The organism is Streptomyces sp. NPDC002886, assembly GCF_042888445.1.
In the GTDB taxonomy this organism is placed as follows: Bacteria; Actinomycetota; Actinomycetes; order Streptomycetales; family Streptomycetaceae; genus Streptomyces.
The window spans coordinates 118,980-140,355 of the sequence record NZ_JBIAPV010000009.1; the positions used below are offsets into that span (position 1 = coordinate 118,980).

The 21,376-nt window shown below is 72.4% G+C and carries 19 protein-coding genes and 1 tRNA gene; 11 read left to right on the top strand and 9 right to left on the bottom strand.

From position 1 onward, the window contains the following. Positions 1-62: 62 nt before the first annotated feature. Positions 63-884: a hypothetical protein gene (locus ACFYYB_RS31685; RefSeq protein ID WP_389439637.1), complete on the top strand. Its 822-nt coding sequence runs from the start codon at positions 63-65 to the stop codon at positions 882-884. A 368-nt stretch (positions 885-1,252) separates the two neighbouring features. On the opposite strand, the gene ACFYYB_RS31690 is transcribed toward ACFYYB_RS31685, so the two are convergent. The 3 genes from ACFYYB_RS31690 to ACFYYB_RS31700 form a co-directional block, all read right to left on the bottom strand. Continuing rightward, a complete protein-coding gene (locus ACFYYB_RS31690) occupies positions 1,253-2,125 on the bottom strand; it encodes a DivIVA domain-containing protein (RefSeq protein WP_389439639.1) in 873 nt (290 codons plus the stop codon). A gap of 123 nt (positions 2,126-2,248) precedes the next feature. Beyond that, a complete protein-coding gene (locus ACFYYB_RS31695; RefSeq protein WP_389439641.1) occupies positions 2,249-4,720 on the bottom strand; it encodes an SUKH-4 family immunity protein in 2,472 nt (823 codons plus the stop codon). Between the two features lie 7 nt (positions 4,721-4,727). After that, positions 4,728-5,777: an SMI1/KNR4 family protein gene (locus ACFYYB_RS31700; protein WP_389439643.1), complete on the bottom strand. Its 1,050-nt coding sequence runs from the start codon at positions 5,775-5,777 to the stop codon at positions 4,728-4,730. Between the two features lie 428 nt (positions 5,778-6,205). Between ACFYYB_RS31700 and ACFYYB_RS31705 the strand changes: the two genes are divergently transcribed. Beyond that, positions 6,206-6,673, top strand: a complete 468-nt coding sequence (locus tag ACFYYB_RS31705) for a YwqJ-related putative deaminase (RefSeq protein ID WP_389439954.1) — start codon at positions 6,206-6,208, stop codon at positions 6,671-6,673. 5 nt (positions 6,674-6,678) lie between these two features. After that, on the top strand, positions 6,679-7,203 hold the full coding sequence (locus tag ACFYYB_RS31710; protein ID WP_389439645.1) for an SUKH-3 domain-containing protein: 525 nt from the start codon (positions 6,679-6,681) through the stop codon (positions 7,201-7,203). Between the two features lie 21 nt (positions 7,204-7,224). On the opposite strand, the gene ACFYYB_RS31715 is transcribed toward ACFYYB_RS31710, so the two are convergent. Both ACFYYB_RS31715 and ACFYYB_RS31720 read right to left on the bottom strand, forming a co-directional pair. Then, the gene (locus tag ACFYYB_RS31715) at positions 7,225-7,767 is read right to left on the bottom strand and encodes a hypothetical protein (RefSeq protein ID WP_389439647.1); all 543 of its coding nucleotides are present in this window, start codon (positions 7,765-7,767) and stop codon (positions 7,225-7,227) included. Between the two features lie 157 nt (positions 7,768-7,924). Beyond that, complete coding sequence (locus ACFYYB_RS31720; protein WP_389439649.1) at positions 7,925-9,187, bottom strand: sensor histidine kinase; 1,263 nt, start codon at positions 9,185-9,187, stop codon at positions 7,925-7,927. 154 nt (positions 9,188-9,341) lie between these two features. Here ACFYYB_RS31720 and ACFYYB_RS31725 point away from each other — a divergent pair. From ACFYYB_RS31725 to pth, 5 genes are all read left to right on the top strand, one after another. Further along, a tRNA-Gln gene (locus ACFYYB_RS31725) sits at positions 9,342-9,413 on the top strand. 109 nt (positions 9,414-9,522) lie between these two features. Further along, a complete protein-coding gene (gene glmU, locus ACFYYB_RS31730) occupies positions 9,523-10,971 on the top strand; it encodes a bifunctional UDP-N-acetylglucosamine diphosphorylase/glucosamine-1-phosphate N-acetyltransferase GlmU (RefSeq protein ID WP_389439651.1) in 1,449 nt (482 codons plus the stop codon). Between the two features lie 133 nt (positions 10,972-11,104). Beyond that, complete coding sequence (locus tag ACFYYB_RS31735) at positions 11,105-12,082, top strand: ribose-phosphate diphosphokinase (RefSeq protein ID WP_112451977.1); 978 nt, start codon at positions 11,105-11,107, stop codon at positions 12,080-12,082. 193 nt (positions 12,083-12,275) lie between these two features. Next, positions 12,276-12,851 carry a 50S ribosomal protein L25/general stress protein Ctc gene (locus tag ACFYYB_RS31740; protein ID WP_385380100.1) on the top strand — a complete coding sequence of 192 codons (576 nt, stop codon included), beginning with the start codon at positions 12,276-12,278 and terminating at the stop codon, positions 12,849-12,851. Positions 12,852-12,942: 91 nt separating this feature from the next. Next, positions 12,943-13,533, top strand: coding sequence for an aminoacyl-tRNA hydrolase (pth, locus tag ACFYYB_RS31745; protein ID WP_327306362.1), 591 nt, complete (start codon positions 12,943-12,945; stop codon positions 13,531-13,533). A gap of 112 nt (positions 13,534-13,645) precedes the next feature. On the opposite strand, the gene ppc is transcribed toward pth, so the two are convergent. Then, complete coding sequence (ppc, locus tag ACFYYB_RS31750; protein ID WP_389439654.1) at positions 13,646-16,411, bottom strand: phosphoenolpyruvate carboxylase; 2,766 nt, start codon at positions 16,409-16,411, stop codon at positions 13,646-13,648. Positions 16,412-16,851: 440 nt separating this feature from the next. Here ppc and ACFYYB_RS31755 point away from each other — a divergent pair, with 440 nt between their 5' ends. Both ACFYYB_RS31755 and ACFYYB_RS31760 read left to right on the top strand, forming a co-directional pair. Further along, on the top strand, positions 16,852-17,832 hold the full coding sequence (locus ACFYYB_RS31755) for an acyl-CoA desaturase (RefSeq protein WP_389439656.1): 981 nt from the start codon (positions 16,852-16,854) through the stop codon (positions 17,830-17,832). Beyond that, positions 17,832-18,503, top strand: a complete 672-nt coding sequence (locus tag ACFYYB_RS31760) for a TetR/AcrR family transcriptional regulator (RefSeq protein WP_266881878.1) — start codon at positions 17,832-17,834, stop codon at positions 18,501-18,503. Before ACFYYB_RS31755 ends, ACFYYB_RS31760 begins: the two co-directional genes overlap by 1 nt. Before the next feature lie 83 nt (positions 18,504-18,586). Here the strand turns inward: ACFYYB_RS31760 and ACFYYB_RS31765 are convergent, their stop codons facing one another. Together ACFYYB_RS31765 and ACFYYB_RS31770 are read right to left on the bottom strand one after the other, a co-directional pair. Continuing rightward, positions 18,587-18,991: a VOC family protein gene (locus ACFYYB_RS31765; RefSeq protein ID WP_389439658.1), complete on the bottom strand. Its 405-nt coding sequence runs from the start codon at positions 18,989-18,991 to the stop codon at positions 18,587-18,589. A 2-nt stretch (positions 18,992-18,993) separates the two neighbouring features. Further along, complete coding sequence (locus ACFYYB_RS31770) at positions 18,994-19,872, bottom strand: trans-aconitate 2-methyltransferase (protein WP_389439660.1); 879 nt, start codon at positions 19,870-19,872, stop codon at positions 18,994-18,996. A gap of 173 nt (positions 19,873-20,045) precedes the next feature. On the opposite strand from ACFYYB_RS31770, the gene ACFYYB_RS31775 reads away from it, so the two are divergent. Beyond that, positions 20,046-20,543, top strand: a complete 498-nt coding sequence (locus ACFYYB_RS31775; RefSeq protein WP_389439662.1) for a MarR family winged helix-turn-helix transcriptional regulator — start codon at positions 20,046-20,048, stop codon at positions 20,541-20,543. On the opposite strand, the gene ACFYYB_RS31780 is transcribed toward ACFYYB_RS31775, so the two are convergent. Beyond that, entirely contained in the window at positions 20,502-21,287 is a 786-nt protein-coding gene (locus ACFYYB_RS31780; protein ID WP_389439664.1) for a LuxR C-terminal-related transcriptional regulator, read from the bottom strand. The two genes, ACFYYB_RS31775 and ACFYYB_RS31780, sit on opposite strands and share 42 nt — an antisense overlap. Positions 21,288-21,376: the final 89 nt, after the last annotated feature.

The following is a 21,376-nucleotide window of genomic DNA, read 5'->3' on the forward strand; positions in this document are numbered from 1 at the left end:
GTCATGCCCGGACCGAACCGGTAACCCTCTTCGGAGACGCCGCACTCCCGGGGGGACCACACATGACGTCCGCGCTCTTCGCACTCGCCTTACTCGCCGCCCTGGCGGGCCCGATCGTCCTGCGCCTGCTCCGCCACCCCGGGTTCGTCACCGGCCGCGACGGACGCCTCTCCACCTCGACCACGCTCGCCCTGGCCTGGACCGTGATCCTGCTCTGGCTGCTCCTGGCCACCCTCGGCTACGGACTCACCGCGGGCGGCGGCGTCGACTGGTTCCAGGGCCCCGAGGGCCCCCTGTCCTCCCTGACCACCGTCTACCTCCCGCTGCTCGGGGGCCCGTACGCCGCCCTCATCGCGGCGAAGGCCGTGGTCGGCATGCGGGTGGAGCGGGGCTCCATGGCCAAACCCGCGCCCAAGGGCACGGGGCGGCGGCCGATCCACGACCTGATCGCGAACGACGGCGGCCGGACCGACCTGGTCGACCTGCAGTACGTCGCCCTGAGCGCGGTCACGATGCTCTACGTCGTCACGTTCTTCCTGTCGGACGTGGGCGGCGGGCTGCCGAAACTGCCCTCCGAGATGTGGGCGCTGACGGGGGCGCCGGCCGGCGCGTACCTGTTGAACAAGGTGGCGGTCCGAGGCAATCCGGTGATCACCCGGGTCTCCGTCGCGGACGGCCTCCTTTCGGTCGAGGGCGGCGGCTTCGGGGACGCCCCCCGGATCGAACTGGACGGCACGCCCCTCCCGACCACCGTCACCCCGCGGGGGGCCCTGTCGGCCCCCCTCCCCCCTTCGGCGCCGCCCGCCTTCACGGTGATGGTCACCACCCACGGCCTCCGCAGCGACCCGTCCCCGTACGGCCCACCGCCCACTCAACCGTCCTGACGCACCCACACCGCTGCGCGGGGCCTCCGCGCGGATGCGGCCGGGTGGGCCCTGCGGGGCGGAGTTCCCCTACCCACCCTTCCACCGTTCCCCGGGCGCTGCCCGGACCCCTCTGGGGCTCCGCCCCAGACCCCGGTCCTCAAACGCCGGACGGCTGAAATGGCACGGGGTACCGGGGTCGGGGACGGGGGCGGGGTGGGGTGTTGGCCTGGACGTAAAACGTGATTTGTGGCGCTAGAGCACGCCGCACCCTGTCGGAGTCGGAGGCAGGGCGCCTAAATCATGCAGTCCAGGCCAACACCCCACCCCGCCCCCGGCACCGACCCCACCCGCAGCAACCAAGCCCCGCCGATCGAGGCGCCCCAGGCCTAGCCCTCCGCCGGCGCACGCCCCGTCAGCGCCGCAAGGCTGGAGCGGACGTGGTTCATGTGGGCCCGCATCTCGTCCTGGGACTCCCCGTGTTCCCGAAGGATCCGCTCCGTCTCCCGACCGACCCTCTCCTCCCGCACCCGCGCCTCCGCGATCAGCTCCGCCGCCCTCGCCTCCGCGTCCTCCTGCCCGTGCCGCGCCGTCTCCTGGGTCTGCGCGAACGCCCGCTTCGCCTCCGCCAGCCGGGACTCCGCGTACCGTTCCAGCTCCGCCTCCCGCGCCGCCATCTCCGCCTCCCGCGCCGCCAGCTCCCGCTCCGCCGCGTCCCAGCGCTCCCCGTGTTCCTGCTCGCGCTCGGCGAGCATCGCCTCCGCCCGGCGCGCCGTGTCCGCCAGCACGGCAGCCGCCTCGGCCCGCCACGCCGCCGCGTCGTCCCGCGCCTCCGTCCGCGCGTCGTCCGCCTCGCGCCCCGCCCGCAGCAGCGCCTGCCGGGCCCGGACCTCGGTCTGCTCGCGCACCGCCTCCGCGTCGCCGCGCGCCAGCTCCGTCACCCGGTCCGCGTGCGCCTCGGCGGCGCCCGCCGTCGCCAGGGCGTCCGCCCGCGCGTCACCCCGGAGGCTCTCGGACTCCTCCTCGGCCAGCAGCAGGATCCGGCGGGCCCGCTCGCCGAGTTCGTCGTACGTCTGCGGGGCCAGTCCGGAGACCACCACGCGCAGCCGCTCCGCCTCCGCCTCCATGTCCCTGGCCAGCACGGTCAGACGGGCCACCCGCTCCCAGGCGTCGTCCCGGCCGCCCGACAGCCGGGCGAGGTACCGGTCCACCTCTTCCGCCCGGTAGCCACGGCCACGCACGGTCGTAAAGGGTGCACTCATCCTGGAAGCGCCTCTCTCGCGGGGGTTCCTGCCAAGGATGCGTCATTTGCTCCCGGAAGCCCGAATGGCCGGGCCGAGACCCCGTTCGAGGGTCACGACCCGGCCATCCGGATCAGCCGAGGATCAGAGGAGGCCGTCCCACATCTGCTCCAGCAGCACCGACCACCAGTTCTCCGGCGACGCGAGCGCCGCACTGTCCAGCCCCGCCAGATTCGCCTGGAAATCGACGGTCCAGCGGCCCGCCTGCTCCGGCGTCAGATGCTGGCGCAGCCGCCACATGTGACCCAGCATCGCCAGGGACCGTACGAACTGCGGCAGCGAGGAGTTGACGAACTGCGGGGGCACCGGCGCCCCGCCGGGTCCGCTCTCCACCGGTACCGCGACGATGTGCGCGGTCCCGTACTGCACGCACAGCGCCTTGCCGAAGTCGCTGCCCACCACCAGGTACGAGCCCGCGTCCGAGGCCGGCTGCACCTGCCGCTGCGCGGCCAGTTCGGCCAGCGTCGGCAGCGGGGCACCCGGTACGGCCTGGGCCCAGAAGAACGGCCCGAAGTCGACGGGCAGACCCGACCACATCAGCGTCTGCGCCACGATCTCCGGTACGCCTTGGCGGGACACCGCGCGCTGCTCGAAGCGGAACACCCCCTGCGGGCCGAACGCCCCCGCCAGTTCCTGCGCGATCGCGTCCAGCGGGATCGCCGGCTGCAGGGGCACCTGCGGCAGCGGTGCGCGCACCGGCGCGGGGCGCGCCGGGCCGTCCGCCACCTGGTGCAGTTCGCCCTGGTGGGTCAGCAGGTGCCGCATGCCCTGCTGCCGGCCCGCGTGGTCCGTTCCGTACGGGGCCACGTTCGTGATCCGGACCTGCGGCCAGGTCTCCCGGATCATGCGGGCGCAGTAGCCGCCGGGCAGCTCGCACGAGGCCAGCTCCGTGTGCAGCTCCAGCACCTGCTGCGGAGGCACGTTCATCGCCCGCAGCTCGTACAGGATCTGCCACTCGGGGTGCGGGGTGCCGGGCGCGGAACGGCGGATGAGCTGCTGCTCGGAGCCGTCGGGCGCGCGGTAGCGCAGCACAGCCTGGTAGCCGGGGCCGACGGTGGGCACCCCGGGGTTGGGTGCGGGTGCCTGCGGCGCCGGTACGGGTGCCTGCGGCGCGGGACCGGGCGGACCGGGCTGCTGCGGCCCGCCGGGACCGGCCAGCATCGTCGCGGCGTACGCGTCCCCGCGCCCACCCGACGACCCCGCCGACCCCGGAGCCCCGGGAGCCCCCGGCGGACCGGGAGGCGCGAGCGGCTGCCCCGTCACGGCCGGACCCGCCAGCATCGTCGCGGCATGATCCAGCCCGCCACCGGGCACGCCAGGGGGGCCGGGCGGCGCCGGCGGCTGCCCGGCGCCCGGCGGAACACCGGGCCGGCCGGGAGGACCGGGCGGGCCGGGAGGCTGCGGACCACCGGGACCGGCCAGCATCGTCGCGGCGTACGCGTCCCCGCGCCCACCCGACGACCCCGCCGACCCCGGAGCCCCGGGAGCCCCGGGAGCCCCCGGCGGACCGGGAGGCGCGGGCGGCTGCCCCGTCACGGCCGGACCCGCCAGCATCGTCGCGGCATGATCCAGCCCGCCACCGGGCGCACCGGGCACGCCGGGCGCCCCCGGAGCTCCGGGCGGACCGGGCTGCCGCGGACCACCGGGGCCCGCCAGCATGGTCGCGGCGTACGAGGGCGACTCGGCGGCCCCGCCCGGCGCACCGGGCGGCCCCGGCGGAGTCACGGGCGAGGGGGCCGCGGACCGGTTGACCCGGGCCTTGCTCGTCGGCGCGTCGGCGATATCGCCGCCGGACGCCGGCCCCCGCCCCGGCCCGGACTCCGGGTCGAGCGCGGGCACGACGGCGGTCTTCGGCAGTTCACTGCCGCGGGGCATCAGGGTCGTGCGCGCCTCCGGGCCCGGCCCCGAGGACGCCGGGGCGTCGTCCAGGTCCGATCCGGACAGCGGCGGCGCGAACACCGTCGCCGGCAGCGGTACGGACACGGAGTCCGCACCGGGGTTCACGTCGGTCCCGGCCCAGGGCGTGGCCCCGGTCGGGACCTCGGCGGGCACCCCGTCGTTGGCGGTCGGCTCGTAGGGGACCTCTCCCCCGCGCCGCAGGGGCACGGGCTCCGCCACCGGCTCCGCGGAAGCGGCCACCGCCACCGGAGCGGCCGGGCTCACGGGGGCGGCCGGGGCCGCCGGGATGCCCGCCCGGTCCGCCGCCTCCTGGAGCCACTCCGGCGGACTCAGCATGAACGAGGTCTGCTCCGAGTCGATGCGCGGCACCGGCACCGAAGCCTCGGCCTGCACGGCCGACGCCCCGTACTCCTCCTCGTAGCGGCGGATCACCTCACCCACCGGCAGGCCGGGCCAGAGCGTCACCTCCCCGCTGTCCCGCGCGATGACCAGCCGCTGCCGGCCGCCCCCCGACACCGGGCCCGCGGGGCGGTCCTCCGCCCACACCACGAAACCGAGTCCGAACTCCCGTACGCGCACCTCGCGGTGCTGGTACGCGGGCACGTCCCCGTTGATCCATTCCTCGGCGCGCTCCTGCGCCTGCGCAAACGTCACCATCGCGCCGTCACCTCTCCACCGGTGCCGCTGCCTGACCGGCACCCGGAACCGAACGCTCCGCCGAACCCGCGCCCGCACCCGTACCCGTCACGGGAACCGAGCGCGCGAATCCGCCGTCCACCATCAGACCGGCCACCGTTTCCAGTTCCGGCGGATTGCCCGCCAGCCGTTCCAGGAAGGCGTCGAAATCCGTACCGCACGGCAGCAGCAGCCGCTCCACGCGTTCCTGCACCGACCAGCCGTCCTGGTCGCGCGCATCGTCGTACGGGGAGAACCAGACCGAGCCGATCCCCTCCCCGCGCACCTTCACCGCGAGCAGCCCGCCCTGCACGAAGGCCACGCACAGGTAGTCCTTCGTCAGGTGGTCCCGCAGGCACTTGTTCATGTAGACGAGGTCGTTGACCGCCGCCTCCTCGCGCACCGTGAAGAACGGCTGGTCCACCAGCAGCCCCAGCTCCACGTCGAGCCCCGTGCCCACGGGCGCGCAGCCGCCCGCCGCCTTCAGGAAGGAGCGGTAGGCCTCCGGGAGCCGGTAGCCGAGGTCCTCCTCGACGCCCTGGACCTGCTGCTCGGTCACCGAGACCACCGTCTTGGGCAGTCCCAGGTGCACCGGGCGCACCTCCTGCAACGGCCGAGACCCGCGCTTGACGTGGTCGACCGCGGCCGTCGCCAGACCGGCGTGGTGCCTCAGCAGCGACTTCACCTCGACCGGTACCAGTTCCATGCGGCGCGTGCCGGACACGTGGTGCCAGGTCCAGCCGTGCGGGGTCGACACCGGGCCGACCGTGTCCCACAGTTCGTGGCCGGTCGCGCGCATGGCCGCGTTCGCGGACACGCAGTCCGTCAGACGCAGCTCGTCCACGCCGAAGCCCTCCGGGGGCTCGGCGATCTCGACGGCCGCGCGCGCGTACAGCGCGAAGTCGGGATGTCCGTTCGCGTCGATGCGGACTCCGTGGGGATGGCGCGCGGCCCGGACGGGGTCCGGGAAATGCACGACCTGCCCCGAATAAGCGGCGTTGGGTGGCGCGGCCTGATGCCCGAGCCGACCTGTCGTCATGGCGGTAGCCCCCTGCTGGATCCGGCTGGTTCACCACAGCCTATGTGCTCCGGCGAGGACGTCACCCGCACGTGCGCGGGGACCCCGCGGGAGGGCCGGGAAGTTCCGAATTGATACGAATATTCGACCCCGCTTCCACATGCCACGGGACATTTGACAGGCTGTCCCCACAGCACGGGGGCGTGCGCGACAGCGGTCAGCACCGCGGCCACGGGAGGGAAAGCGCAACCATGCACGACACGGCGACACGTACAGAACCGGCCGACGCCCACTCAGGAGGCGCGGGAGCCCGGGGATCCGCGGATCCCTCGGACGCCCGCGGCCCCGCGGACTCCCGCGACCCCGCGGCCCTTACGGGGACCAGCGGCCCGGCGGCCGTCCCGGCGCAGGCCCGCGCCGCGGCCGACCAGGGCCCCGGCGACCCCCGCCTGCGCTGGGGCGGCGGCGGTGACGGCCGCCCCGCCGTGCCCGTGCTCCGCTTCCGCCGCGACGGGATCCTGCCCACCGTGGCCGCCGCCCTGTCCGTACGCGGGGAAACCCTCACCGGCACCGCCGGCAAGGCCGACCTGCCGCCCGTACTGCACGCGCTCGTCCAGGATTTCCTCGACACCCTCACGAGCGGCCAGCGCGAACGTTTCACCGGCCGATGTCCGGAGGCGATCCTGCTCTCCCGGCACCTCGCCACCGTCGAGGGCGCCCGCAGCAAGCGCGCCTCGCGCAAGCCGCTCACCCCGAGCGAGGCCCGCCGTTCGCTGAAGCACTCCAAGATCACCGCCCGCCGCATCCGCGAGGACGGCGACCCGCTCCACGGCAGCTACGCACCTCCCTGCCGCTCCTGCGAGGCCCTCCTCGCCCACTTCGGCGTACGCCCCGTCGACCTCTCCCACCCCGAGTAGCCGCCATGACCACCTCCGCTTCGTACGCCCGCTCCTCGGCCACCCGCTTCCCCGTCGCCGTGGACTCCGCCCTGCGCACCGCGGGCTGGGAACCGGGCCGATGGGACATCAAGCAGGCCGAGTACTGGGCCGACGCCCTGCGCGACCACACCACCCCCGCCGGGCACCGGCACACCGTCTTCCCGGCGGCGGTCGAAGCCTGGGCGGAGTTCGGGAACCTCACCGTCACCGCCCCGGGCCCCGGCCGCCAGATCGCGCCCACCGCGATACGCCTGGACCCCCTCACGGGCCTCCACCTCGCCCGCACCTTCGCGGACCTCGGCCGCGCCCTGTCCACCCAGCTCTGCCCGCTGGGCGTCGAGGCCGACGGAACGTCCCACCTCGCCCTGGACCGCGAGGGCCGCGTCTACTGCGTGGACCACACCGGCGACTGGTACCTCGGGGCGACCCTCGACGAGGCCCTCACCCTCCTCCTCACCGGCCTCCAGCCGACCCGCTTGACGACGGGCCAGACCGAGGGCCCCGCCTAACCGGGGCCCCGCCCTCTCCCCCTACGCCTCCAGCCCGGGGAGCCGCTCCCCTTCCCCCGGGTAGCGGCCCTCCTCCAGCCGGAAGAGGTACGCCCGCAGATCGGCGGCGAGCCCGCCCTCCAGATAGGCCCGGAACTCCCGGGCCCCCACGGCGGCGTCCCGGTCGGCGGGATGGACGCTGTCCCCGTACTCGGCCAGCGTGAGCGCCAGGTGCTCCTCGACCCGGCCCCGTCCGGCCCACCAGCGGCGCACCGCCTCCGGGGTCCACCAGCGGTCCCCGTCGTACGCGTACTCCTGGAAGGGCTCCTCGTCCGCCGCGTTCACCACCTCGCGCACCTCGCCCGGGTTCCGCGGCTGCCGGAAGACGTACTCGAGGCTGCCCTCGGTGCTCGCCGCGTACATCACGTTGCTCGGCGCGTTCAGCCGCCCGGTCCAGCACGTGTCCGTCTCGCCCGTGTAGAAGGGCCCCGGCACGTTCAGCCAGAGCCGCTTCTCCCACCGCCCCTGGAACAGCTTCCGGTCCTCGTCCGTCAGCCCCGCCACCGGATCCCAGCCCACCGTCATCGACTCTCCCCCTGTTCGCCGCCACACCCTCACAGCTCCGGCAGCCGCTCCCCGGCCTCCGGATACCGGCCTTCCTCCAGCCGGAAAAGATACGCCCGCACATCACCGACGACCCCGCCGGACAGGCACCTCCGGACGCCGGATCCCACGGCCGCTCCTACCCCCGCGCGCCCGGCAGGACCGCCGAGACCTTGAAGCCGCCCTCGTCCGTCGGGCCGGACACGAACACCCCGCCCAGGGCGAGCACCCGCTCGCGCATGCCGACCAGGCCGTTCCCGCCGCTCGGCAGCCCCGGCTCGGCCGCCTTGCCGTCGCAGGGGCCGTTCTCCACCTGCATCGCCACCTCGCCCTCCCGGTGCGCCAGCCGTACGACGACCCGGGCGCCCGCGGCGTGCTTGTGGCAGTTGGTCAGCGCCTCCTGGACCACCCGGTAGGCGGTCTGCTCCACCTCCGCCACGTACGCGGAGTACGCGCCGCGCACGTCCAGCTCCACGGCCATCCCGGCCGCCCGCGACTGTCCGACCAGCGCCTCCAGCTCGCCCAGCGTCGGCCCGTCGTCGAAGCTCCCGATCAGCGCCACCGGGGCGGTCGGGGCCGTCGGCCTCGGGGCCTGGGCGCGCAGCACCCCGAGCATCTCGCGCAGCTCCGTCAGCGCCTGCCGCCCCATGTCCCCGACCAGCGCCGCGTTCTTCGCCGCCTTCACCGGGTCCTTGGCGGCGATCGCCTGGAGCGCCGCCGCGTGCACCACCATGAGCGACACCCGGTGCGCCACGACGTCGTGCATCTCCCGGGCGATCCGGGTCCGCTCCTCCGTACGGGCCCACTCGGCCCGTTCCTCCGCCCGGTCCGCGAGCAGCGACAGCTCCCGCTCCAGCGAGTCCGCCCGCTCCTGCAGGCTCTCCATCAGCCGTCTGCGGGCCGCCGTGTACAGCCCGAACAGCACCGGCGGCACGGTCAGCGCCACCGCCACGAACACGGACAGGGTGATGACGATGGTCAGGGTGACATCGGGCTGGTGCCGGGTCCTCATGTACATCACCACGAAGGTCGCGGCCAGCGACATGGACGTCAGGGTCGCGGTGATCCGCCGGGGCACCTCGGAGGCGGCCAGCGTGTACAGCCCGACCACCCCGAGCAGGAACCCCATGGCCGCCGGCGACACCGCGATGCCGACGAGCACCACGAGGATCGGCCAGCGCCGCCGCAGGACCAGCACGGTCCCGATCAGCAGCCCGAACAGCACCCCGGCGAAGACCGGGATCCCCGCCTCGCGGGCGAACCCGACGCCCTCCACCCCGCACTCGACGGCGGACACCGCGCCGAGCCCCACGTCCAACACGGCCGACCTGCGGTCGTCCCACCACAGGGGCCCGTCCCGCCCGGCCCCCGCCTCTCCCTGCTCTTCCCCCGTACTGGTCATACCGTCCAGCCTACGCAGCGGGTACGGCCGGGAGGCGAGCGGAAATCCCGCTGAAGGGCACGGATTTGTACCGTCGCATTCAGGGCGCCCGGTGCGGCATAGTAGGTCCCGTCGGCTCGACCACCAGGGCGCAATGTCCGGTTAAGTCGATTAATCCCCTGTGGTGTAATTGGCAGCACTGAGGCTTTTGGTGCCTTATGTTCGGGTTCGAGTCCTGACAGGGGAGCTCCACGGTCCGGGTCCTGACGTGCACAGTCGGGACCCACCCTCGTTTAGGGCCTCAAACCCACCGGTATCCTTCACGGGTCCACCACCCGAAGCCGAAGGGCACACCCGTGAGCGCCAACCGCCCGGCAGCCGTCGTCGTACTCGCAGCGGGTGAAGGCACCCGCATGAAGTCGGCCACACCCAAGGTTCTGCACGAGATCAGCGGGCGCTCGCTCGTCGGTCACGTCGTCGCCGCCTCCCGCGAACTGGACCCCACCCACCTCGTCGTCGTCGTCGGGCACGCCCGCGAGCAGGTCACCGCGCACCTCGCCGCGATCGACGCCGACGTCCGCACCGCGGTCCAGTACGAGCAGAACGGCACCGGGCACGCCGTCCGGATGGCCCTCGAAGAGCTCGGCACCGACCGTCCCGCCGGCACCGTGGTCGTCGTCTGCGGCGACACCCCGCTGCTGACCGGCGAGACCCTGGCCGCGCTGACGGCCACGCACGAGGCCGACGGCAACGCCGTCACCGTGCTGACCGCCGAGGTCCCCGACTCCACCGGATACGGCCGGATCATCCGCGGCGCCGACGGGGCGGTCACCGCCATCGTCGAGCACAAGGACGCCACCGACGCCCAGCGCGCCATCGCCGAGATCAACTCCGGCGTCTTCGCCTTCGACGGCGCCCTCCTCGCCGACGCCCTCGGCAAGGTCCGCACCGACAACAGCCAGGGCGAGGAGTACCTCACCGACGTGCTCGGCATCCTGCGCGAGGCCGGCCACCGCGTCGGCGCGGCCGTGGGCGCGGACCACCGGCAGATCCTCGGGATCAACAACCGGGTCCAGCTCGCCGAGGCCCGCGCCCTGCTGAACGCCCGCCTGCTGGAGCGCGCCATGCTCGCCGGCGTGACGATCGTCGACCCGGCGACCACGCTCGTCGACGTGACGGTGACTTTCGGCCAGGACGCGATCGTGCACCCCGGCACCCAGCTGCTCGGCACCACCCACGTCGCCGAGCTGGCCGAGGTCGGCCCCAACACCCGTCTGAAGGACACCCACGTCGGCGCCGGCGCCCGGGTGGACAACACCGTGGCGGACACCGCCGTCGTCGGCCCCTCGGCGAGCGTCGGCCCCTTCGCGTACCTGCGTCCGGGCACCAACCTGGGCGCCAAGGCCAAGGCCGGCACGTACGTGGAGATGAAGAACGCCACGATCGGCGAGGGCACCAAGGTCCCGCACCTGTCCTACGTCGGCGACGCGACGATCGGCGAGTACACGAACATCGGCGCGGCCAGCGTGTTCGTGAACTACGACGGTGAGCACAAGCACCACACGACCGTCGGCTCACACTGCAAGACGGGCTCGGACAACATGTTTGTGGCTCCCGTCACCATCGGGGACGGCGCCTACACCGCCGCCGGCTCGGTGATCACGAAGGACGTGCCGCCCGGCGCCCTGGCCGTGGCCCGTGGCCAGCAGCGGAATATCGAGGGTTGGGTGGCCCGCAAGCGTCCGGGAAGTGCCGCCGCGACAGCGGCTCAGTCGGCGGTCCGCGAGGACTCCGACGAACGCTGAGGTGAACTGACCGGAAACGGCTACGCCCGATACGGCGTACCGTGATAGGTGAACGCAATTCGGCTGGCTCACCGTGTGCGGGACGGACGCACATGGGGGCAAGCAGCTTTCCCACGTCTGAGGAGACAGTGCTGTGACCGGGATCAAGACGACCGGCGAGAAGAAGCTGATGCTCTTCTCCGGCCGCGCCCACCCCGAGCTGGCCGAGGAGGTCGCGCACCAGCTCGGTGTCGGCCTCGTGCCGACCAAGGCTTTCGACTTCGCGAACGGCGAGATCTACGTCCGCTTCCAGGAGTCGGCGCGTGGCGCGGACTGCTTCCTGATCCAGAGCCACACGGCTCCGATCAACAAGTGGATCATGGAGCAGCTGATCATGATCGACGCGCTCAAGCGCGCGTCGGCACGCTCCATCACCGTGATCGTCCCGTCCTACGGGTACGCCCGCCAGGACAAGAAGCACAAGGGCCGCGAGCCGATCTCGGCCCGCCTGGTCGCGGACCTGCTGAAGACCGCGGGTGCGGACCGCATCCTCACGGTCGATCTGCACACCGACCAGATCCAGGGCTTCTTCGACGGCCCGGTCGACCACCTTTCGGCCCTGTCGGTCCTCGCGGACTACGTCGGCGCCAAGGTCGACCGCTCCAAGCTGACGATCGTCTCCCCGGACGCCGGCCGCGTACGCGTCGCCGACCGCTGGTGCGACCGCCTGGACGCCCCCCTGGCGATCGTGCACAAGCGCCGCGACAAGGACGTCGCCAACCAGGTGACCGTCCACGAGGTCGTCGGTGAGGTCAAGGGCCGCGTCTGCGTCCTGGTCGACGACATGATCGACACGGGTGGCACCATCTGCGCCGCCGCCGACGCGCTCTTCGCGCACGGCGCCGAGGACGTCATCGTGACGGCCACGCACGGCATCCTGTCGGGCCCGGCCGCCGACCGCCTGAAGAACTCCAAGGTCAGCGAGTTCGTGTTCACGAACACCCTGCCGGACCCGTCCGACCTGGAACTCGACAAGATCACGGTGCTCTCCATCGCCCCGATGATCGCCCGCGCCGTGCGCGAGGTCTTCGAGGACGGCTCGGTCACCAGCCTGTTCGAAGAGCAGCAGTAAGCACCACCGAGGTGCGCTAGATCATTTTTGGGTACGGCCTCCCCGCCGGGTACACTCCTCGAGTTGCTCGGCGAGGGAGGCCGTACCTGTTTCAGACGGGTATCGGTGCTCCGTTATCGACGCGCTCTTCGTAGCAGGCCGTGTTCCGGCCGGGTGACTGTCGTCCATTTCCGTCACCCCACGAGGAGTGAGCATGTCCGAGATCAAGCTTGCCGCGAAGGTCCGCGAAAACTTCGGCAAGGGCTCTGCCCGCCAGGCCCGCCGTGACGCCCTGACCCCCGCGGTCATCTACGGCCACGGCACCGACCCGAAGCACGTCAACGTGGACGCCCACGCGCTCCAGCTGGCGCTGCGCACCCCGAACGTCCTGCTCTCCCTGGACATCGAGGGCGCCGGCACCGAGCTGGTCATCCCGAAGGCCGTTCAGAAGCACCCGCTGAAGCGCTCGATCTCCCACGTCGACTTCCTGATCGTCAAGAAGGGCGAGAAGGTCACCGTCGACGTCGCGATCGTCACCGAGGGCGAGCTGGCCCCGGGCGGCAACATGCTGGAGACCCTCCAGAACACCATCTCCGTCGAGGCCGAGGCCACGCACATCCCGACCGAGGTCACCGTCTCGATCGCGGGCCTGGAGGCCGGTGCCACCATCACCGCCTCCGACCTGGTCCTGCCGGCCGGCACCACGCTGGCCGTCGACGGCGACATCGCCGTCCTGCAGGTCATCGGTGCGGGCACCGAGGAGCCGGCCGCCGAGGGCACCGAGGCCTGAGCCTCGCGCCTCCCCCTCAGCACTTGCTGAACGACCGCCGTCCGGCTCCACTGGAGCGGGACGGCGGTCGTCTTCGTATAAGGAGCTTTTGATGTCGGACGACGCGGCGCCCTGGCTGATCGTGGGTCTCGGGAACCCGGGTGCGGAGTACGCGGGCAACCGCCACAACATCGGTTTCATGGTCGCCGACCTGCTGGCGGACCGGATGCGCGGCAAGTTCAAGGCGCACAAGGCCCGCGCCCAGGTGGTCGAGGGCCGGATGGGCCCGCCGGGACCGCTGAACCGGCGCGTGGTGCTGGCCAAGCCCATGTCGTTCATGAACCTGTCCGGCGGCCCGGTGACGGCGCTGCGGGACTTCTACAAGGTGCCGCTGGACCGGATCGTCGCGGTCCACGACGAGCTGGACATCGACTACCCGACGCTCCGGCTGAAGCTGGGCGGCGGGGACAACGGCCACAACGGCCTCAAGTCGATGACGAAGTCGATGGGCCCCGACTACCACCGGGTGCGCTGCGGCATCGGCCGCCCGCCCGGCCGGATGCAGGTCGCGGACTTCGTGCTGAAGGACTTCTCCTCCACGGAGCGCAAGGAGCTGGACTGGTTCGTCGACCGTTCGGCGGACGCCGTGGAGTGCCTCATCCAGGAGGGCCTGGAGCGCGCGCAGTCCACGTACAACAGCTAAAGGGGCCAACAGCTAGAGAGGCCAACAGCTAGAGAGGCCAACAGCCAGAAGTACGTGCAGAGGGCCCGCACACCGTCCGGTGTGCGGGCCCTCTGCCGTGCCGTACGAAACCTCAGCCGGTGTTGCGCAGACCGGCCGCGACGCCGTTGACGGTCAGGAGCAGCGCCCGGGACAGGATCGGGTCCGCCTCCTCGCCGCGCTCGGCGGCCGCCCGCTGGCGGGCCAGCAGGGAGACCTGGAGGTAGGAGATCGGGTCCAGGTAGGCGTCACGGACCGAGAAGGTCTGCTGGAGGACCGGGTTGGAGTCGAGGAGCTTCTCGCCCCCGGTGATCCGCAGGACCTCGCGGACGGTCAGCTCGTGCTCGGCCTCGATGCGGGCGAACACGTGCTTGAGCTCGTCGGGCACCAGGGTGTCGACGTAGTGGCGGGCGATCCGCAGGTCCGTCTTGGCCAGCGTCATCTCGACGTTGGACAGGAAGTTGCGGAAGAAGTGCCAGCGCTCGCCCATCTCGGTCAGCGCGTCGCCCTGGCCCGCCTCGCGCAGGGCCTTCAGGCCCGAGCCGACCCCGTACCAGCCGGGGACGATCTGGCGGGACTGGGTCCAGCCGAAGACCCACGGGATGGCGCGCAGGCCGTCGAGGCCGGCGCCCGAGTCGGGGCGGCGCGAGGGGCGCGAGCCCAGGTGCAGGTCGGCGAGCTGGTCCACGGGGGTGGCCTTGAAGAAGTACGCCGGCAGGTCCGGGTCCTCGACGAGCGCGCGGTACGCGTCGTGCGCGGCGTCGGAGACGACGTCCATGGCCGCGTCCCAGCGGGCCAGGTCCTCGTCGGACTGGCGCGGGGCGGTGTGCAGGGCGGAGGCCTGGAGGGTGGCCGCGACGGTCAGCTCCAGGTTCTCGCGGGCCAGCGACGGTACGAGGTACTTGTCGGAGATGACCTCGCCCTGCTCGGTGACCTTGATCTCGCCCTCCAGGGTGCCCCAGGGCTGCGCGAGGATCGCGTCGTGCGAGGGGCCGCCGCCACGGCCGACGGTGCCGCCGCGGCCGTGGAAGAGGCGCAGGCGCACGCCGTAGCGGTGGGCCACGTCGCGCAGTCGGCGCTGAGCGCGGTGGATCTCCCACTGGGAGGTGGTGATGCCGCCGAACTTGGAGGAGTCGGAGTAGCCGAGCATGACCTCCTGGACGTCGCCGCGCAGCGAGACCAAGCGCCGGTAGGAGGGGTCGGCGAGCATCTCGTCGAGGATGACGTCGGCGGCCTTGAGCTCGTCGGTGGTCTCCAGGAGCGGGACGATGCCGATCTTGGCCCAGCCGCCGTGCAGGTCGATGAGGCCAGCCTCGCGGGCGAGGACGGCGGCGGCGAAGACGTCGTCGGCGCCCTGGCACATCGAGATGATGTAGGACTCGATGACCTCGGGGCCGAACTTCTCGAAGGCGTCCTTGATGGCGCCGAACACGCCGAGGGTCTTCTGGCCGGCCGCGTCGAGCGGGGCCGGGGTGGGCGCCAGCGGGCGGCGCGAGCGCAGCTCCTTGGCCAGGAGCCGACCGCGGTAGTCGCGGGGCATGTCCGCGTAGCGCCAGGACTCCTCGCCGAGCCGGTCGAAGAGCTGACCCAGCGCGTGGTGGTGGGCGTCCGCGTGCTCGCGCACGTCCATCGTGGCGAGCTGGAGGCCGAAGGCGGCCAGCGTGCGGATGGTGCGGTCCATGCGGCCGTCGGCGAACAGCGCGCCGCGGTGCTCGCGCAGGGAGGTCTGGATGAGGGTGAGGTCGGTGAGCAGCTCGGCGGTGCCGAGGTAGTCGCGGCCGTCCTCGTGCGGGGTGCCCTTGGCGAGGCGCTCGCGGGTGTTGAGGAGCTTCTGCCGGATGCAGGTGGCCTTGAGGCGGTACGGCTCCTCGGCGTTCAGCCGCTTGTAGCGCGGGCTGATCTCCGGGAGGCGCTCCAGGTCACCCTGGAGGGAGGTCAGGAGCTCCTCGGTGGCACCGGTGTAGCGGATGGAGTTCGACAGCAGTCCGCGCAGGAAGTCGATGAGTTCCAGGGCGTCGGTGATGCCGTGCTCGTGCTGGAGGATCAGCACGTCCCGGGTCACCTCGGGCGTGACGTTGGGGTTGCCGTCGCGGTCGCCGCCGATCCAGGTGCCGAAGGTGAGCGGGCGGGTGCCGGCCGGGATCTCGATGCCGACGCGCTGGAGCTCGGCGGCCAGGTCCTCGAGGACGTCGCCGACGGCGCCGGCGTGCAGCTCGTCGAGGTAGTAGATCGCGTTGCGGGCCTCGTCGGCGGGCTCGGGGCGGACCACGCGCAGTTCGTCGGTCTGCCAGACGAGGTCGATGTTCTCCGCGAGGCGCAGGTCGTGGCGGCGGCGCTCGCCGGCGCCCGAGACGGGCTCCTCCAGGAGGGCCGCGATGCGGCGCAGCTTGTTCAGGACGCTGCGGCGGGCCGCCTCGGTGGGGTGCGCGGTGAAGACGGGGCGGACGTTGAGGTTCTTGACCGTCTCGCGCAGGTGCTCGGGGTCCGCGTCCTTGAGCATGTCGGCGGTGCGGGCCAGCAGGCCCCCCTCGGCGGCGCGGTGGGCGCGCAGCTCCTTGCCGCGGTGCACCTGCTCGGTGACGTTGGCGAGGTGGAAGTAGGTGGAGAAGGCGCGCACCAGCTTGGCGGCGGTCAACAGGTCGGTGTCGCCGAGCAGCTCGGCGGCCGCGATGCCGTCGGTGCGCGTGAGGGCTCGGACGCGTTCGACCAGGTCGAGGAGGTCCTGGCCCTCCTGACGTACGAGGGTCTCGCCGAGGAGGTCGCCGAGGCGGCGGATGTCCGCGCGCAGCTCGGCGTTGGCGGCGCCGGCGGGGGACGTCGCCGGGGCGGTGGTCGAGTGGGCCTGGTCGGCACTGCTCACAGGTGCGGCTCCTTGCAGTGTTTCGAGCGCTACTGGGAGGTGGGCTCCGGTTGCGCGCGGTGGTGCCCGCCCGGACCTTCGTCCGGCGGTGCCACCGCTCCTGATGCGCAGCTCGGGCTGCCCGTGCGGACCGCGCTGTCCGACGACACCAGGATAGGTGGCCCGTACCGGTGACCAGGTCCCTGTGTCACCTAGCGGGACGGCGGCCCCGCGGCCCGGGGCCGATCGGCCCCTCGGCGGGCGTCCCGCGGCAGGGACCAAAGCACCGCGGGACAGGGCCCGCGACACGGTGCGCCGGCCCCGCGCACACCGCTAGGGCGCGCTCCTATTGCCGCTCGAGCGGGCTTTGCCATACTTACGTTGCCGTAGGTTACGCACCCGTAGGGATGTGTGGCCGGACGGCGCGCCTGCCGACTCCCTCACCCTCAGGGGACACACCTATGACCATCAGTCCCGACGTGATCGAGGACGCCCCGGCGTCTTCCGGCGCGTCCGTGCCGTCCGCGACCCTCGGCGGTGAGAACAAGCGGTCGGTCGAGCAGATCGCGCTGCTGCTGTTCATCACCGTCCCCTTCCTCGCCCTGCTGGTGGCCCTTCCGCTTGCGTGGGGCTGGGGGGTGAGCTGGCTGGACGTGGGCCTGATGGTGTTCATGTACTTCCTCGCCTGCCACGGCATCACCATCGGCTTCCACCGCTACTTCACGCACGGCTCCTTCAAGGCGAAGCGGCCGCTGCGCATCGCCCTGGCGATCATGGGGTCGATGGCGGTCGAGGGGCCGCTGGTGCGCTGGGTGGCCGACCACCGCAAGCACCACAAGTACTCCGACCACGAGGGCGACCCGCATTCGCCGTGGCGCTTCGGCGAGACGCTGCCGGCCCTGATGAAGGGCCTGTGGTGGGCGCACATCGGGTGGCTCTTCGACGAGGAGCAGACCGACCAGCAGAAGTACGCCCCGGACCTGATCAAGGACCCGGCGATCCGCCGCATCTCGCGCGACTTCATCTACTGGACGATGTTCTCGCTGGCGCTGCCCCCGCTGGTCGGCGGTCTGGTGACCATGTCGTGGTGGGGCGCCTTCACCGCGTTCTTCTGGGGCTCCCTGGTCCGGGTCGCGCTGCTGCACCACGTGACGTGGTCGATCAACTCGATCTGCCACGCGGTGGGCAAGCGCCCCTTCAAGTCCCGCGACCGCTCCGGCAACGTGTGGTGGCTCGCGGTGCTGTCCTGCGGCGAGTCCTGGCACAACCTGCACCACGCCGACCCGACCTCGGCCCGGCACGGTGTGCTGCGCGGCCAGGTCGACTCCAGTGCGCGGCTGATCCGCTGGTTCGAACAGCTGGGCTGGGCGTCCGACGTCCGCTGGCCCTCCGAGGCCCGGCTCGACGCCCGGCGCAAGGAAGAAGTGTCGAACGCGGCATGATGGGGGGCGTGGGAAACGACGGCAGCAGTTCCAGCAGCGAGAAGCCCAGGCGCACCCGCCGGGTCCGGATGACGGGCGCCGAACGGCGTCAGCAACTGCTGGACATCGGCCGCACCCTGTTCGCCGAGAAGGGGTTCGAGGGCACGTCGGTGGAGGAGATCGCGGCCAAGGCCGGAGTCTCCAAGCCCGTGGTCTACGAGCACTTCGGCGGCAAGGAGGGCCTCTACGCGGTCGTCGTGGACCGCGAGATGCGCCAGCTGCTGGACGGGGTGACGGGCGCGCTGACGGCCGGGCACCCGCGGGAGCTCCTGGAGCAGGCGGCGTTCGCGCTCCTGGACTACATCGAGAACTACACGGACGGTTTCCGGATCCTGGTCCGCGACTCCCCCGTGGCCCAGTCGACGGGCACCTTCGCCTCGCTGATCAGCGATATCGCCACGCAGGTCGAGGACATCCTGGGCCTGGAGTTCAAGGCCCGCGGCTTCGACCCGAAGCTGGCCCCGCTGTACGCGCAGGCGCTGGTCGGAATGGTCGCGCTGACCGGGCAGTGGTGGCTGGAGACGCGCCAGCCGAAGAAGGCCGAGGTGGCGGCGCACCTGGTGAACCTGTCCTGGCACGGACTGGAGAACCTGGAGGCGAAGCCGCGACTGGTGGGCCACCGCAAGAAGTGAGCCCCCGTACCGCGTGTGCGTACGACGGCGCCCCGTCACCGGAGATCCGGTGACGGGGCGCCGTCGTGTGTGGCATCGGAGCATCAGGCGTCTTGCGGGCCGTGCCGCTCCAAGCCGTGCTTCTCCAAGCTGTGCTTCTCCAAGAACTCGATCCGGTTCCCGACCGGGTCCTGCGAGTAGAAGCGGCGGTGTCCCGGCAGGCCGTCGTCCCAGACGACGGTGGCGCCGCGCGCCCGGAGCCTGTCCGCGTAGGCCTCGATGCCCTCGACCCTGAGTCCCGGGTGCGCCTTGCGGGCGGGGCGGAAGTCCTCCTCTATGCCCAGGTGGAGCTGGACCGGCCCGGCGGCGAACCAGCAGCCGCCGCGCGCCGCGAGCAGGGGCGGCTTGGGGATCTCGGTCATGCCGAGGACCTCGGTGTAATAGGCGCGGAGCCGGTCCTCCGAGCCGGGCGGGGCCGCGAGCTGTACGTGGTCGACTCCGGCGAGCATGGTCAGGCCTCCTTGCGGGCGACGGCGAAGATCCGGCGGAACGGGAAGACGGTGCCGCGGGGGCCCGTGGGATAGGCCGCGCGCAGCAGCGTGCGGTACTCGGCGAGGAAGGCCTCGACGGCCTCCTCGTCATCGGCCAGCGCGGTGAGCACGGGCCGCAGTGCGGTGCCCTTCACCCAGTCCAGTACCGGATCGGGGCCCTGGAGCAGCTGGTGGTAGGTGGTCTCCCACACGTCGGCGGCGCAGCCGAGCTCGGTGAAGCGCTCCAGGTATCCGGAGGGTTCGAGGATGTGGACGTAGCGGGCCCCGTGTCCGGCGAGCCGGCTGCGCCAGCGCGGGGTGTCGCACAGGTCGGCGAGGATCCGGTGGCTGGGGGCGGTGAAGTTGCCGGGGATCTGGAACGCGAAGGTGCCGCCGGGGCGCAGTCCGTTGATCCAGGGGGCGAAGGATCCGGCGTGGCCGGGGACCCACTGGAAGGCGGCGTTGGAGACGATCAGGTCGTACGGCTCCTCCGGGAGCCAGTCGGCCAGGTTTCCGTGGCGGAAGTCGAGCCTGCCCCCGCCACCGGTGGGACCGGCGTATTCGGCGTCGGCGCGGTGGAGCATCTCCGGGGAGAGGTCGTAGCCGGTGATGTGGGCTTCGGGCCAGCGGTCCGAGAGGAGCGCGGTGACGTTGCCCGGGCCGCAGCCGAGGTCGGCGATGCGGGCGGCCCGGGAAGGGAGCTCGGGTATCCGGGCGAGGAGGTCGAGGAAGGGCCTGGCCCGGTGACCGGCGTGCCTGAGGTACTGCTGCGGGTCCCAGGTGGGCGCGGCGGGGGTCGTGGCTTCGTCACCCGTGGGGGATGTCGCCGGGATCCTGGCCGGCGCGGTATCGGAATGCATGTTCGAGCCTCCTTGCTGGCAGTACGGACGGAATCGGAAGCCGCTTCGGAAGCTGCTCCGGCCCCCTCCATGCCCCATGGTGGCGGAAAATATATCTCGACGTCAAGATACTTGATGGCGAGATGCTCGATTTAAAGAGACTTCACGTCGACAGACCCTTTACACTGATCGGCATGGAGGACGAGGTCGACCGACTGGTCGCGGCATGGCGGCGGGAACGCCCTGACCTCGACGTGGAACCGCTCGAGGTACTCAGCCGCGTCAGCAGGCTCGCGCGGCACCTCGACCGCGCCCGCCGGCTGGCCTTTTCCGAGCACGGCCTGGAGCCCTGGGAGTTCGACGTCCTGACCTCGCTGCGGCGGGCCGGCGCGCCCTACCAGCTCTCCCCCGGCCAGTTGCTGACGCAGACCCTGGTGACCTCCGGGACCATGACCAACCGCATCGACCGGCTCGCCAAGAAGGGCCTCGTCGAACGGCTCCCGGACCCCAACGACCGCCGGGGGGTCCTCGTGCGCCTCAGCCCCGAGGGCCGTGACCGCGCCGACCAGGCGCTCGCCGGGCTGCTGGCCCAGGAACGGGCGATCCTGGCCCAGCTCTCGCGTACGGAGCGCGGCGATCTCGCCGGGCTGCTACGCCAGTTGACCGCTCCGTTCGACAACATCCCCGGCTAGTCCCTGCCCCGGCAGTCCGGGCAGGTCTGCGGGGCGCACGCCGGCCCGCCGGGCCAGGGCGACCGCCGCGAGCGTGGAGTGCACGCCCAGCTTGCCCAGCACGTTCTGCATGTGGGTGCGGACCGTGTGCGGGGAGAGGAACAGCCGCGCGGCCACGTCCTTGCGGCCCAGCCCCGCCACCATGCAGCGCAGCACCTCGTGCTCCCTGGGCGTGAGGGACTCCACCAGCCGTTCGCTGTCGGTACGGTGCTTGCGCGCCGCGGTCAGCTCGCGGAGAACTCCGGTGAGCAGCGCGGGCGGAAGGTGCGTCTCCTCGCGCAGGACTCCGCGGACGACGGCCAGGAGCCGCGAGAGCGAGCAGTCCTTGGCCACCCAGCCCGAGGCTCCCGCCTGGAGCGCGAGCGCGGCACGGCGTGCGTCGTCCCGCTCGGCGAGGACGACCGTACGGACCGCGGGATGGGACACCCGTACGCCCGCCACCAGCGCGATCCCGTCGGCGGCGAGCGGGGCGGAGCCGGACTCCCGCTGGGCGGGAACGCCCGCGGGCACGGCGGCCAGGTCGGCGTCGACCAGCAGCACGTCGAAGCGGCGCCCTTCGGCCACCGCGCGTTCGAGGCAGCGCAGCGCGGCGGGGCCGCTGCCGGCCGCGGAGACGTCCACGTCCGGTTCGGCCGCGAGCGCGGCGGCGAGAGATTCGGCGAAGATGCGGTGATCGTCGACCACGAGTACCCGGATACGGACCACAAAACCCCCAAGGGTCGGGGAACGGACGACGGCGGGTACGACGCCCGGACCGGGTGATCCGCAGGCGCCTCGGCCGCCGCCGTGACATC